At 45.4% G+C, this 13609-nt stretch carries 15 protein-coding genes and 1 pseudogene; 4 read left to right on the top strand and 12 right to left on the bottom strand.

What is annotated here, in order from left to right; translation table 11 throughout:
• Positions 1–119: 119 nt before the first annotated feature.
• From CH367_RS10295 to CH367_RS10275, 5 genes are all read right to left on the bottom strand, one after another.
• Positions 120–1439, bottom strand: coding sequence for an LIC20035 family adhesin (locus CH367_RS10295; RefSeq protein ID WP_100762688.1), 1320 nt, complete (start codon positions 1437–1439; stop codon positions 120–122).
• 101 nt (positions 1440–1540) lie between these two features.
• Positions 1541–2608 (bottom strand): DUF1574 domain-containing protein, encoded by a 1068-nt coding sequence (locus tag CH367_RS10290; RefSeq protein WP_100762431.1) that lies wholly within the window; start codon positions 2606–2608, stop codon positions 1541–1543.
• 91 nt (positions 2609–2699) lie between these two features.
• Entirely contained in the window at positions 2700–3068 is a 369-nt protein-coding gene (locus CH367_RS10285; RefSeq protein WP_100762430.1) for a hypothetical protein, read from the bottom strand.
• 59 nt (positions 3069–3127) lie between these two features.
• Positions 3128–3550 carry an SRPBCC family protein gene (locus CH367_RS10280; RefSeq protein ID WP_100762429.1) on the bottom strand — a complete coding sequence of 141 codons (423 nt, stop codon included), beginning with the start codon at positions 3548–3550 and terminating at the stop codon, positions 3128–3130.
• Positions 3551–3559: 9 nt separating this feature from the next.
• A complete protein-coding gene (locus CH367_RS10275) occupies positions 3560–4375 on the bottom strand; it encodes an SDR family NAD(P)-dependent oxidoreductase (RefSeq protein WP_100762428.1) in 816 nt (271 codons plus the stop codon).
• 87 nt (positions 4376–4462) lie between these two features.
• Here CH367_RS10275 and CH367_RS10270 point away from each other — a divergent pair.
• Positions 4463–4552: pseudogene (locus CH367_RS10270) on the top strand (PIN domain-containing protein); the annotation flags it as partial.
• Between the two features lie 6 nt (positions 4553–4558).
• On the opposite strand, the gene CH367_RS10265 reads toward CH367_RS10270, so the two are convergent.
• Genes CH367_RS10265 through CH367_RS10255 form a run of 3 tightly spaced genes read right to left on the bottom strand, consistent with a single transcriptional unit; the run spans position 4559 to position 7133 of the window.
• The gene (locus tag CH367_RS10265; protein ID WP_100762427.1) at positions 4559–5836 is read right to left on the bottom strand and encodes an NAD(P)/FAD-dependent oxidoreductase; all 1278 of its coding nucleotides are present in this window, start codon (positions 5834–5836) and stop codon (positions 4559–4561) included.
• A 23-nt stretch (positions 5837–5859) separates the two neighbouring features.
• Positions 5860–6411 carry a low molecular weight protein-tyrosine-phosphatase gene (locus tag CH367_RS10260; protein WP_100762426.1) on the bottom strand — a complete coding sequence of 184 codons (552 nt, stop codon included), beginning with the start codon at positions 6409–6411 and terminating at the stop codon, positions 5860–5862.
• Complete coding sequence (locus tag CH367_RS10255) at positions 6387–7133, bottom strand: SDR family oxidoreductase (protein WP_100762425.1); 747 nt, start codon at positions 7131–7133, stop codon at positions 6387–6389. The genes CH367_RS10260 and CH367_RS10255 overlap by 25 nt, the downstream gene beginning before the upstream one ends.
• A gap of 152 nt (positions 7134–7285) precedes the next feature.
• On the opposite strand from CH367_RS10255, the gene CH367_RS10250 reads away from it, so the two are divergent.
• Positions 7286–8302 carry a sensor domain-containing diguanylate cyclase gene (locus CH367_RS10250; RefSeq protein ID WP_100762424.1) on the top strand — a complete coding sequence of 339 codons (1017 nt, stop codon included), beginning with the start codon at positions 7286–7288 and terminating at the stop codon, positions 8300–8302.
• A gap of 29 nt (positions 8303–8331) precedes the next feature.
• Here CH367_RS10250 and CH367_RS10245 read toward each other — a convergent pair whose 3' ends face one another.
• Positions 8332–8727: a cyclic nucleotide-binding domain-containing protein gene (locus tag CH367_RS10245; RefSeq protein WP_100762423.1), complete on the bottom strand. Its 396-nt coding sequence runs from the start codon at positions 8725–8727 to the stop codon at positions 8332–8334.
• Positions 8728–8820: 93 nt separating this feature from the next.
• Here CH367_RS10245 and CH367_RS10240 point away from each other — a divergent pair, with 93 nt between their 5' ends.
• On the top strand, positions 8821–10002 hold the full coding sequence (locus tag CH367_RS10240; protein ID WP_100762422.1) for an acyltransferase: 1182 nt from the start codon (positions 8821–8823) through the stop codon (positions 10000–10002).
• A 31-nt stretch (positions 10003–10033) separates the two neighbouring features.
• Here CH367_RS10240 and CH367_RS10235 read toward each other — a convergent pair whose 3' ends face one another.
• The 3 genes from CH367_RS10235 to CH367_RS10225 are packed head-to-tail and all read right to left on the bottom strand — an operon-like array spanning position 10034 to position 12280.
• Positions 10034–10636, bottom strand: coding sequence for an NADPH-dependent FMN reductase (locus CH367_RS10235; protein WP_100762421.1), 603 nt, complete (start codon positions 10634–10636; stop codon positions 10034–10036).
• Positions 10637–10662: 26 nt separating this feature from the next.
• On the bottom strand, positions 10663–11370 hold the full coding sequence (locus tag CH367_RS10230) for a ParB/RepB/Spo0J family partition protein (protein ID WP_100762420.1): 708 nt from the start codon (positions 11368–11370) through the stop codon (positions 10663–10665).
• A complete protein-coding gene (locus CH367_RS10225; protein ID WP_100762419.1) occupies positions 11363–12280 on the bottom strand; it encodes a ParA family protein in 918 nt (305 codons plus the stop codon). The genes CH367_RS10230 and CH367_RS10225 overlap by 8 nt, the downstream gene beginning before the upstream one ends.
• 206 nt (positions 12281–12486) lie before the next feature.
• Here CH367_RS10225 and CH367_RS10220 point away from each other — a divergent pair, with 206 nt between their 5' ends.
• The gene (locus CH367_RS10220) at positions 12487–13596 is read left to right on the top strand and encodes a putative porin (RefSeq protein WP_100762418.1); all 1110 of its coding nucleotides are present in this window, start codon (positions 12487–12489) and stop codon (positions 13594–13596) included.
• Positions 13597–13609: the final 13 nt, after the last annotated feature.

The following is a 13609-nucleotide window of genomic DNA, read 5'->3' as shown; positions in this document are numbered from 1 at the left end:
TCGGAGAATTTCGAAAAGCATTCATACCGGAAAACAAAAAAGCGGAAGGCAACCTTCCGCTTTCGATCTATCGCTCTTCAGCTTAGCTGAATCGGCGAGACACTGGAAAATTTGCAGGATTACTTACAGCCTTGCATTTCTCCCATTCTTTTGTTTTCGTTTCCGTTGATGTAATACACTTTACCGGAAGCAAGAGTCCAACAACCGTTCTTTTTGTTCGTTCCGACCATGATCGGACCCTCGCCCACTTTAGAACCGTTGTCGTCGTATTCGATCGCCTTTGCGTCGCTTACGATTTCGAACTGTTTGTTTCCGTTTTTGTAATACGTAAACGGAATATCGGGTTTGTAACTCGCCTTAAGCTCGTTAGTCGCCTCATCTATGTTCATGATGGAGAATTGAAGTTTTCCTTTCCCGATCAGTTGTCCTTCCTTGTTATACGCTTCCGCGGAGGACATCATAAACTCGTTCATCATCTCGCCTTTGTAAGCGGGATTTCCGTTGTTCCAATTGAACTTCCAAACGCCTTTGCGCGTATGTTCTCTTTGACCTTCGGCGAAGACGTTTCCGTTTTTATAATATTCTTTCCAATAGCCGGAACGAAGAGCCTTCTTTTCTTTCGGATCTTTTTCCTTTTCGTCCGCCGGAGCCGGTTTCGGTTTGTAACCGCCTTCCATCTGGATCGATCCGTTGTCGTAATACGTTTTCCAAATTCCGGTTTTCAGATCGTCCTTGTAAGAACCTTCGCTTTGAACGGTGCTTCCGTCCTTATGATAGGAAGTTTCCGCGCCTTGTTTCTGTCCGTTTGAGTAATTGGAAACTTTTTTCTTAGCTCCGTTTTGTCCGGGCTCCGCGTAGTATTCCGTCCAAAGACCGTCTTTTTGATCGTCTTTGTAAGAACCCTCCTCATCCATCAGACCTTCGTTGTTCTTTTTCCAATAAGGTCCGTTCTTCTTATCCGCTTTGTAAACCGTGCTTTCGGTCGGAGTTCCGTCTCGTTTTAATTTTTTCTCTTCGCCTTCCTTCACGCCGCCGACGTAAGGAGTGTCACGAAGAACTTCTCCGGTTTCATACAGGGTTTTCCAAGAACCTTCGCGTTTGTCGTCCTTGTATTCACCGGTACGAATGAGAACGCTGACTTTCTTCTTCGTCGCGGAATCTTCCTTCTCCTGATATTCTTTCCAAGCTCCGTTCTTTTTGAACTTCTTGATCTGATCCGGTTTTAAACCGTCGAGTTGTTCGGGAGTACAGGGTTTGCCGCTACAATCCGTAACGACCGGACCTTCGGCCTTCATGTTGAAGGTTTCCTTATATTTTTCCACACGGATATTCGGAGGGAGAATTTGAATTTCCTGATCCTTGCCCTTATTTTCCACGCCGGGAATCGTAGAGCAGGAAACGGCCACGACTGCGAGAAGAGACAAGCAGAGTTGTTTCATGATTATTCCTTGTAAGTTTTGAAAACTTCCCACAAACGTTAAAGAGCCGAATTCAAAAGTCAAGAAATTCCGAAGCCGAGAATCGAACGGCTCCGTGAAATTTATTTTTTGTCGAGATAGTAGTGGAGTAAAATGAATCGGATGAAAGGTCTATAACAATCCAAAGAAATATGGCCGCTGTCCGCATACGTGTTACAAGCGTAATAAGAATCCTTGCTCATATCCACCAAAGGAATCCCAGCCTTTTCGTGAAGAGGACGAACGATTTCAAACCACGGTTCGGGAATGTTCAACTCGTTTAAGACCTTTTCCATCGGCGCAGACGCACCCGGTTTTACGAACAGAGCGTTCCATTTTTTTTCCCGAAGCAGATCCAATATCTTCCCGTAAAAAGAATACTGCATTTCCGATGGAGCATACGAAGGATAAATCCAACCCACCGTTTTACGCGCCGACTCCTGAATCTTACCGAAATCCTTTTCGACATACGCGCCCGCGGGAGAAATCGAATTTCCCTTATCGGTTTTGAGCGTTGCGATCGTCATAGACTTCAACATCTCGCCGATTTCAAAATTCTCGTTTTTCAGACGTTTGATTACGTTTCCGACATAGGGTTTGTTGTAACTCACACCGAAAAGAAAATTCGCGAAGTAATAGTTTACGTTTTCCTTACCCAATGTCCATGCGTATTTTAGAATGAAGATCGGATCGAAGCTGTTTGCTAAATTCGATTTTTTGAATGTAGTGCTGTTCTTGTTGAATTGAAACGGATCGCTTTCGATCACGATCAGATCCGGATTCACCCCGCCCTTGGAAAGACCTTCCAGAAAGTAGAGATAATACGCGGGAGTCGTAACCGCGGAAGAAAGATTGTAGATATCCCAATCCGGATAAAACGCCTGAAGATCCGAGTTCTGAAAGTAAAGCATCCGGGAAGAACCCATGAGAATCATGAGTTTCTTTTTCTTTTCCGGGTTTTTGGAATATTCTCCCTCGGAACCGTATTTGGAAACGATCTCCTGGAGAAGTTCCTTTTTGACGTCGTAGTAGATGTAAGTGAATTCTTGTTTTACGTAGTCCCGGACCTTATCCAAAAAGAAAATTTTATCGAATAGGAAGATTGCGAAAAAGAGAAGAACTGGATACCAGAGAAAGGGCTTGGACTTCAAGAGATTCTCCCGGTCGAAGAAGTTAATATGAAAAGAGCCGGTAAAGACACCGGCTCAGATTCTTTGAGAAGCGGGTAGCTGTCAAATGAAATCAGGCAGTTACCATGTCTTTCTGGGAATGTTTGCGTTTCTTCTGAAGATCCGCGAACCATTCTTCCCCGTGCTTATGATAAGCGACAAGACGTTTCACGTAGATTCTTCTTTCGGGAATCAGAACGCGTCTTGCTTCATGAATGATCTCTTCTACGATTTTTGCGTGAAATGTGAAGTGACTGGAAAACAGATTGAAGTATTCACGATCGGAAGTTTCCCAAGGTCTGGAAGCGATGTCCGTAAAATACTGTTCTAACTGACCGATGTCCTGCTCGAAGTCCGATTCATAAGGAGAATTGACGACGGCGATCGTATCGGTGAGGTCTGTGAGGGTTTGAAAGTAAGTCTCTAATTCAGGTAGTTCCACAGGTAAAATCACCGTTCCTATAGGTTCCTTTTACCATTTTTTTTAGAGGCCTTGCACGTTCAAGATTTTTTGAGATACTCTCTCAAATGTTTTCCTTCTTCATCCCATCCTTCGGAGGCCGCTTCGATCCAAACGTCGTACTTATCGCCTAGGGGATAACCGGAATTCGTTACGACCAACTTGGAAGAATTCTCACTCAAAGAATGAAATTCCAGTTTCAATTCGATATCGCCTGCGGGATGATCCTGCCAAAGCAGTATCAATTCTTTTAACGGTATTATCTTTTTATAAATACCGTTGGTTGTGAGATCGCCTTCCATTCCGAGTCTCCAAGTCCAGGCAAAGTTAGCGCCTTCTTTCGGACGACCGGTTACCTTATCCGCGAGCCAGTGAATCAATTCTTCGTTCACGGTGACCGCGTTCCAAACTCTCATCAAAGGATAGTCGAACTGAAATTCCTTTACAACACTTCTCGTTTCCATGCTTCCCTTCTAGTGAAAATCTTTATAAAGTTTTTTGAATAGAGTTCGCTCCAAAAATCCCGGAGCAATATTGCGTAACCATTTTAAAAAGAATCCGGAGCTGTCCATGATGACGAGTTTCGAACCCGGATCTTCCACCGCTTCGATCATCTTAAGCGCGACTTCTTGCGGAGATTTTATTTTTTTACTCGAATGTTGCGCCTCGTTCAAAACGTTTCCGTCTCCGTCGAGACCGGATGCGCGCAATTTCGTTTTTGTATAAGGAGGACAAAAAATGATAAACGACAAGCCGTCTTCGGAAAGTTCGATTCTTGCGGCTTCCAAAGCGGCGTGTAACGCGGACTTCGAGGAAGAATACGCGCTTCGACCCGGAATGCCGTAGAGCCCGCTCACGGTGGAAGTCGCGATCACCGAACCTCGGTTTAATTTGATCTGAGGCAGAAGTCTTTGGATCAAATAGATCGGTCCGAAAAAATTGATGTCGAAGGTTTTTCGAAAGGTTTCGATGCGGGTTCCGTCAAACCGAGAATGTGTGGTGACGCCGGCGTTCGCAAAAAGAACGTCGATACCTCTGAGGTCTTTCGAAATTTTTTTAACCGCCTTATCGATTTCCTTTTCCGAACTCAAGTCGGTCGGAATGTGAATCAGATCGGCCGCGATATTTCCTTTTCGCTTTAACAAGGCAGGCTCGGTTCTGGAAAGATTGACCAATGTACAATCCAGTTTGGAAAGGATCTCGAGAACGGCTTCTCCGATTCCCGAAGAACCTCCGGTGACTACGATCGTCTTGTTTGTCCAGAAGGAAGGGTCCATTTCACAGAGCATTCTTCCCGCAAGAAGGAAGTATTCAAGAATTTTTTTACGCGCGTCAGAGCGGCTTTGCTACGAACGCGTGACGTTTATCGGACCGTGAGCGCGCTCGAATTAAACGGATCCTTAATCACGGAAGATAAAATCTTCTCCAAAATCGCAAAAGAAACCGAACTAAAACTGATCGTCTAAAGTAAGTTAGGCCGATCCGTTGTCGTTTGCGCTGACCTCGTCTTGAATCACTCTCGCTTCCGCACGGAACGCGATATACGACCAAACCCATGTGATTAAAATCGTAACCTTATTCTTAAATCCCACCTGATAGAACAAGTGGACAAAAAGCCAAGCAAGCCAACCGAAAAGACCTTTCATCTTGAGCACGCCCACTTGAGCGACCGCGTCCGTTCTTCCGATCGTAGCCATCGCGCCCTTGTCGATATAATGAAACGGTTTTCTTTTTTTGCCCTTGAGATCGTTTTGAATCGAGGCCGCGACATATCTTCCTTGTTGCATCGCAACGGGAGAAACTCCGGGCAAAGGACGTTCCAATCCTTTCGAATAATTGGCGATATCTCCGATCACAAAAAGTTCGGGATGACCCTCTATATTGCAGAATTCGTCCACCATCACTCTTCCGGAACGGTCCAAGGTGGCGCCTAACGTGCTTGCGATCGTATTCGCCTGAACACCCGCCGCCCAGATCACGGTTTGAGTGGGAATCGTTTTTCCTTCCAGCTGAACCCCGTGTTCGTTGATGTCGATCACGCGAGTTCCGACAAGAACTTCCACTCCCCTACTCTCCAGACGTTTTTTGGTGAATTCTCCCAAAGACGCGTCAAAGGTCATGAGTAAACGGGGAGAAGCCTCGATCAAAGTGATCTTGGACAACGCGGGATCGATGGTATGAAACTCGTCTCGGATGATCTGATGCGAAAGTTCCGCGATGGAACCCGCGAGTTCCACTCCGGTCGGTCCTCCGCCTATGATTACGTAGTTTAACAGCGATTTAACGACTTCCGGATCTCCGGACAATTCCGCTTTTTCAAAGGAAATCAGAAGTTTATGACGAATTTTCAGGGCGTCCTTGAGATTTTTCAGACCGATCGTATGTTTTTCCCAGTGATCGTTTCCGAAATAACTGGATTTTGCACCGGCTGACAATATTAGATAATCATAATTTGTTGAAGTGTTTTGATAATAGACCGTTTTAGTCGCCGGGTCGATTTTAGTCGCCTCGCCCAAAACCACGGTTACATTCTTACTTTCCCCGACCAAAGAACGGGTGGGAATCGCGATGTCCGCGGGACTCAAAACCGCGGTTGCAACTTGATAGAGTAGGGGTTGAAAGAGGTGATGATTCTTTTTATCGATGACCGTGATCTCGAGATCGGCGTTCTCGGAAAGTTTTTTAACGGCTTGCAAACCGCCGAAACCGGCGCCGATGATGACTACTTTCTTTTTCTTGGATTCGCTCATGTGTGAGGAAATTCCTCCTGTATTTAAGCTTTTAAATCCAGTTTTCTAGAGAGGAGAAATTCCAGAAAGTCTTCTGCGGTATCCGACACAATATTTTGCACTTCGTCGAAGTCCTTCAAGGTTCCGTAATACGGATCGGGAACTTCGGAATCTTTTTTGGAATCCTTTTGAAAAAAACGAAACAGTTGAACTTTCTTTTTTTCTTCGTCCGCGGACGTAAGATACAAAACGTCCTTTTGATTCGATTTGTCCATGGTGAGAATGTAATCGAACTCTCGAAAATCTTCCTTTCGAAACTGTCTCGCTTTGTGAACGAGTTCGATTCCTTTTTTTCTCGCGGCTTGTCTCGTTCTCGGATCGGGCAATTCTCCGATATGATAGCGTGACGTACCGCAGGAATCCACGTAAAAGGAAGATTCTAAGTTACGTCTTTGAATCAAATCCAAGAACGCGCCCTCTGCTGCGGGAGAACGACAGATGTTTCCGAGACAAACGAATAAAACCCGAATCGGATTTCCTCCGTGCGGGTTTTGTTTTTCAAAAGAATGATTTATTTCAGAGTGATCTTCGACCATAAAAACTCAGGAATCCATTTCATAAGATATCCCACGAAGGCCCATGGGAACCAAGGAACTGTAGCCGATAAAACATTGTTTTCAATTCTTTTATAAATTTTTTGTGCACCCTTCTCCACCGGAACGACAAATGGCCGCGACTTCATCTGATTGTTGATCGGAGTGTCTATAAAACCCGGATGAATCACAGTCACCGAAATTCTAAAACGTTTTATTTCACCTCTCAAAGCTTCCATATATGTGGAAAGTCCAGCCTTCGAGGAAGAATAACTCGCGGAACCCGGAAGCCCTCTAAAAGAAGCGACGGAAGAGATCGCAACAATCTGACCCGACTTTTGTTTTTGAAAAATCGGAAGAACCGCTTCCACACCGGCCATCGCTCCGATCAAATTCGTTTCAATCACCGCGCGATCCGCTTCGAAACTTCTTCCTCCATAAGAAGAAGTCGTTGAGATCCCCGCGTTTAAAATGATCAGATCCAAACCTCCGAGTTCCTTTGCGAGTTTCGGTATCACTTTAAAATTCTGATCCGTGTCGGAAACGTCGAGCGGAGCAAAAAGAATCTTCCCTTTCGCACCGGCTGACTTCAATTCTTCGGCGATCTTCTTCAAAGAATCCTTTCTTCTCGCCGTAAGAGCCACGTTGGCCCCAGCTAACGCATACAATTTCGCCAATTCTTTACCGATTCCGGAGCTTGCACCTGTGATGATTACATTTTTCATAAAGGACAACTTAGTGTAAGATTATAACTTGCTTCAAACATTAATTTCAGCTCAGGACGCGTTTATTTAGTTTACTGAAAAAACCTTCAAACCTTAAGTTTGTAAAATAAGCCTCTTCCGGGAGGCCGTGCGAAAAAGAAGGTGGTAAGGTTATGGACCTGAACCAGCAAGATGAAATTACCAGACTCAAAGGTTTGGTGGAACTTTACGAAAGAATTTCCAGGCTCAGCGAAAGTGAACTTTTAGCGGCCGAAAGAATTCTCGAAGCCCAAGAGAACAACGCGGGAATGGCGAGGCTTGAACTGATCAAGATGAATGAACAGCTCAAAGCCATTCGAAACATCGGTCCCGATCTCAAAACCAAGGTCATATCCTTGTTACACGACCAGGAATCGGGTTTGAAAGAATTCAAAATCCGCATCCGAGAACTTTCCGCCAACAATCCTTTTTTCTATTCCGACTTTTTCAGAATAATATCCCATCTCGAAATCCAAGAGAACGAAGCGCGGGAACTCTGGGACGAAATTTACAATCACGGCGAAAACATGAGTTCTTCCCTGGGAAGAAGCGTGAACTTCGTAGTGTCGATGTTGGATTACATATTTAGTAAAAATAGAATCATCGAAAACCCGAAGATCGTGGAACTCTATTCCTTCGAAGAGATCATCCTAAACACGGTCATCGACGAAACGAGCGGAATCTACAACCGAAGATACTTCAACATCATTCTCAACAAAGAAATCAACCGAAGCGCGAGATACCAAAGGGACTTTTGTCTTTTGATCTTCGACGTGGACAATTTTAAGATCGTCAACGATACATACGGGCACGGATTCGGTGACGACATTCTCCGTTTGATCGCGGGAACGATGCTCTATTCGTTTCGACAAGAAGACATCTGTTGCAGAATCGGCGGGGAAGAATTTGCGGTGATTCTTCCCGAGACTCCGAAGGAAAACGCGCTCGTAGCGGCGAATCGTTTTCGGAATTATCTTCTCGAGGCGTCCATGAGTCAGTACGGTTTGGCTGTAACGGTTTCGGGAGGAATCTGTAGATTTTCAGAGGACGGAAAGGATACGAACGAATTGTTTAAGAACGCGGACGCCGCTCTTTACAAGGCGAAAAAAACGGGAAAGGATCGGTTCCTCGTATTTTCGCCGGATCTATAAGAACGATCAAACGTGGATCGATGATTCGATCAATCTTCGGGAACCCTATATTCGTATTCTCCTGAATATTCTTCCAACTTTGAAATGAGAATCGCGTTTGTGTTCGCCAATCGATCCGCAAGAATACGAACCATCTTAGCCGAAAAGTCCGGGTTGTTGATTAGAAATTTCTCAAGTTGTTGTTTGCTTTCGATCACCGCAAGTTGACAATCTAAGATCGCCTTCGCCGTTGCGGTTCTCGGCATCGCGCGGAACAAAGCCATCTCTCCGAAAAAATCCCCTTTTTTCATCACTGCAAGACGTTGTACGATGTTCTTTCTCGTAAAAAAGACTTCGACCGAACCGGAAAGAATCACATACATCGCGTTATTCGTTTCACCTTCTTTAAAAACGATTCCGCCCGCCGGGATCTGCACCTTGTTCATTTTTTAAACCGACCTAAAATATTTGCTTCTTTACCAAAAAATCGCATATTGACAGATGAATATTAATTCTACCCCGGAAAAGTACACTCTTTTATGATTTTCAACCTTTCTCTTTTTATGGATACGTTCGGACTTTGTATCCTGATTCTCGCCTGTATTGTTTCCGATAAACCTTCTCGGATTCTTTTTTCATCTCCTCCGAAAAATCAAACTCCGGGTGGGAGAAGCGAGTCAGTGGACTTCATTCGGGGACTTGCGATCACCGGTATCGTTTTTATCCACGTGAATTCCTATTATCAATACTTCGGTCCGAATGAAAACGCGTCCGCGTTGACCCTCGCGCTATCCAATCTTTCCCGTTTCGGAGTTCCGGCCTTCATCCTTTCTTCCGGAATTTTTTTAAAGCCTACAAACCTTAGAGACTACTGGAAACCCAAGTTCCTTTCACTTCTACTTCCATATTTCATCGTAAGTCTTTTAGCGGCCTATGTAAAACTCGGAACCCTACCCGACATAGGGGATTTTTTAATCGGAATCGCCTTGGGAACCTGGTGCGCGCCCTATTATTTCGTTCCCCTTTTGGTTTCGTTTTATGTAATATTCCCTTTTTGCGACCGCTTTCTCGGCCAGTTTAACACGAAAAAGGCGGTTTTATACTTTTTATTTATAGCGCTTATACTGAACTTCGTATCGAACCACGTATTTCGTTATTCGGACATCGCTTGGATCAAAACGATCGAGCCGATTCTTTTTACGGGTTTTATTTTCTTTTTCGTCTTCGGCTTGTTAGCCGGGAAGTGGTTCAAAGAACCGAAAAATTTTCTGATTCTTTCGGAAGAGAAGTCGTCCCCCCTCCCCTACTCCCTTCGAAGAATTCTTTTTTTCGGCCTTTCGATCTATTTGATCGGGGTTTTTGTGGCGGGTTATCTCTGGAAGTTCGATTCTTCCAATCACCTGATCTTTTATCCTCTCGCGGCCTTTCTGTTTCTTTTCTTTTGGGCGGAAAAGGTCCAGGAACAAAAGCGACATAAAAACTGGATCCACACCTTTGCGTTTGTGGGCAAAAACAGTATGGGAATTTTTCTTCTGCATCCGATTTTGATTCATCTGATGCACGCTTGGAGCCCGTTCGAATGGGGTCGGAACTACGCCTGGTTTTTGATTCCGGTTGTCGGCTTCGTCAACGTGGCGCTCCCGCTCGGCGTTTGGCTCGCCGTTACGAAAGTGTTGGATTCGGTTTTCAAACCGGGAAAACGCGGGAACTCTGCGAGTTAGAACTGTGGCCGGGGTTCCGACCACTTTCGAATTACATTCCGTTTGAGAATTCTTTTTTAACCGTCACACCCGAGTCGCGAACGGTCTTCAACGCCTCTCCATAACTCACGAGAATTTTCAGAGCGAAATCGATTCTGTTCCGGATATACGAATCCTCGTTGCTCGTCGATTCCGGGCCGTTCAAAACGTGTTCCGCGTCGCGAACGATGATATGTTCCGGAATATAACAGAGTTTCGTGTTTTTATAACTGCTCATGCGCAACTCCGCGACCGGATAAGCTCCGCCTCGACTGGCTGAAACCGCGCTTATCAAAACTGGTTTGTGACCGACCACGCCCGTATTGCAATAAAGAATGAAGTTTTTCAAACCGGGAGAAGCCATCCCCGAATATTCAGGCGTAACAAAAACGTATGCGTCCGCGCTTTTGAGTTCCGCTTCGATCGGTTTCCAAATTTTATCCCATTCTTCCCCGCCGTCCCAAAAGGAATCGTCCCATACTGGAAGTTTATGATTTCCCAAATCGAGAACCCAAGCCTCGTGACCGAAAGATTCGAGACGGTTTCCCATCCATTTTGCGACCTTTGCGGACTGGGATACCTTCCGGTGTGGACCGGCAATGATTGCGAGTTTCATGTTTTCTCCGTTGTTAGAGGAATCGATTAGTCTTTGATTCCGTATTTCTTTTTAAGCGTGGAAAGTTCCTTTAGGAATTTTTCCCTTTGTTGTGAAGTCAACTTCGACAACTGAACCGTCACCTTTGCGGGCGCGGATTTCCGGGGTGAAATCATTTCACCCCCTCTGCCTTCTTTTTGTTTTAAAAGTTCTTCCAGATTTTTAACGGAAGCGTCCTTACCCGATTTGATAAGATCGGCTACGGATTTTTGATCGAGTCTTGCGATCGAACTGAGTTGTTTTACGTATCGTTCGGTAAAACCCAAAACCTTGGAGACTTCCTCCGCGGTTTTCCGTTTTTCTTTTCTCAAGAACTGAATCGCTCTGCCGACTTCCCAAGGGTTGAGACTTTTTCGTTTTTCGTTTTCTGCGAGCGCCATTTCAAAACATCTGTCTTCGGACGCGGACGTTTCGATCGCGGCGATCGAGTTCCACTTGAGAATCTTTGCCGCCTGAAATCTTCTTTCGCCGGCCACGATCTGATATTTTTTGCCGGACTTTCTGACTACGATCGGCTCGATGAGTCCGAGACGTTTCATCGACTCGACTAAATCCGAAACTTCCTCCTTACCGAAAACCCTCGGCTGTGTCGGGTTCGGCGCAATATCGGAAAGAAGAATCTCCGCTTTGGCCGATTCTTTTTCACCGAACGCGGTAAGAAGATCCATTCCCGCAAAATCGGAACGTTTAGCCATTTGAAATCCTCTCTATCAATTCGTCGGCTAGCGATGAAAACATTTGCATGGCCTTGCCGTCGTATTCTCCCAAAAGTTTTTTCTTCGCCTGGGCCTGTGGGATCGACTCCCTTCTGTAAACGACCGTGTTAAAAACCTCGAAATACTTTCGAATCGCGTCGGCAAGCCCCGCGAGTGCGCGCGCGTCCTCGTATTGATTGAGAACCGCGCCCAGAAGATTGAGCGAAGGATTTGCCTTCTTCTTAATTTTTAGAATGGTGGAATGAAGATCCTTGAGACCTTGAACGCTAAAAGCCCTCGTCTGAATCGGAATCAAAACGTGATCGGCCGCGATCAGTGCATTCTCAAGAATCAAGCCGAGAGAAGGAGGACAATCGATGATGACGTATTTATACGAAGAACGAATCGGTTTGAGCGCATCCTTGAGAAGTTCGAAGTCGTCTCTTTCATAGGGAGTCGTAAAGTTCGCGAGATGAATCGACGACGGAAGCAGATCCAACCCCGGAGCAAGCTGGACCAAAAGATCCTTTACCGGAACCGGTTCCTCGCCTCGATAGCCGAGGGAATGAAAAACGGATCTTTCCACGGAGCCGAAAAAAAGTTGAGTGATGTTCGCTTGCGCGTCCCAGTCTACAAGAAGAACGGGGGCCGATTTGGAAAGCGCTTCTGCGAGACAAACCGAAACGGTCGTTTTACCTTCTCCACCTTTTTGATTGGAAACGGCGATGATCGCGGAATCGTAAACGGCTTCGTTCGCTTTCTGAAAGTATTTTTCGATCGTATCCCGATCGTATTTACCCTTTCCCGATGAAGGAATTTTCCATTCCTTGACCTTCGACAAAAATTCTTCCTCGGACGAAATTTCGTACTCATCTAAAATCTGGCGGGTTGTTAGAGTTTTGGAACTCATGAAAGAACTCTCCGAATCAGAATCGCCCGAATGCGGGATCGATGTCAATTCAATACTATGTCTCATGGATTTCATACCGCTAAAAAACGGAATTGCGTGAGTAGGGTAGGGCGGCTATTCTGCCTTGATCCGCTTTTGCGACTATTTGAGGGTGAAATGATTTCACCCTTCGCAAACGGCCTTAGCTCAAAAATAAAAACAGGCTTATGAATACAAAAAAACATTTAGTCAATACCACCTTAGTTTTTTTCATCATAAATTCTTCCTTCTTCAATTCGATCCAAGCGCAGACTTTTAACGCGGCGGAACCGGAACCTCCAAGACTTCCGCTCGAAAAGGAAAAGCCGATCGCCGAAGAAGAAACCTTTTTTAAAAAGCTGATCCGTCAGTCCTCCTTTACCGTTCTTGCTGGAAGAAACGGAGGCGACAACATCTTCGAAACCGGAACAAAATACGCGAATCTTTCGGGACTCAGAGGCGGCTCGAGAATCACGTATCAAAGGGACTTCAACTACGGAGGACTCGGGTTCACGCTTCGTTGGAAAAAATGGGAAGCGGACCTTAACTTAAAAACGACCGGCCGATACGTAAACGCGGGCGAGGGACGGGACGAAGACTTTTATCTCGGCGACCCGACGGTTGAACGAGGAACCAAAATTTCAACGAGAGAATTTTCGTATTACGACACGCCGTACACGTTTATAGGATCGCGCAATTTTGCGGACGGGAAAGGTCGTCTCTCGATGAAACAGGACAGACAATCCTTGATACTCCGAAGATATTTCGGAGACGGCGATCCGGATTCGAGAAAAGAAGGAAAGGGTCTTTATCTCACCGGTGGTTTTCAATATACGTTTATGAAATACGTCCTCTACGACGTGTTTCAGTTTTTCGACGCAAACCCGGTTTTTTTAAACCGAATCGGATTGGGTTTGAGTCTTTCCTATTCCACTTATGAATTTCCATTGGGACTCGGCTACAGATATTCCAACGGAGAATGGATTTGGGAAACCTCTCTTTCCGGAATTTTCTGGAGCGGCCACTTCCGCGACTTTCACTATCAAAGGGCTCTCAATTTTATCGGAGACGTTTCCGGTTTCGGAGTAGACTTCAATATGGGAGCCGGAAGAATTTTCGGGAATTACGTTCTATTCTTAAAACTCAACGAACACAGACTTTTCGGAGACGGGCATTTTTCAACGAAGGGCGGACTCAGCTACAACGACATTCTTTCCCAACACTTAGGACAATATAAGAATTATATGAACCTAAAAGAATGGAACGTGGAACTGTCTCTTACCGGCTTTCTCTATTAACAAGGAATCACCG

Source organism: Leptospira barantonii (genome assembly GCF_002811925.1).
GTDB classification, from domain to species: domain Bacteria; phylum Spirochaetota; class Leptospiria; order Leptospirales; family Leptospiraceae; genus Leptospira; species Leptospira barantonii.
This window is presented reverse-complemented; position numbering and strand designations above follow the sequence as displayed.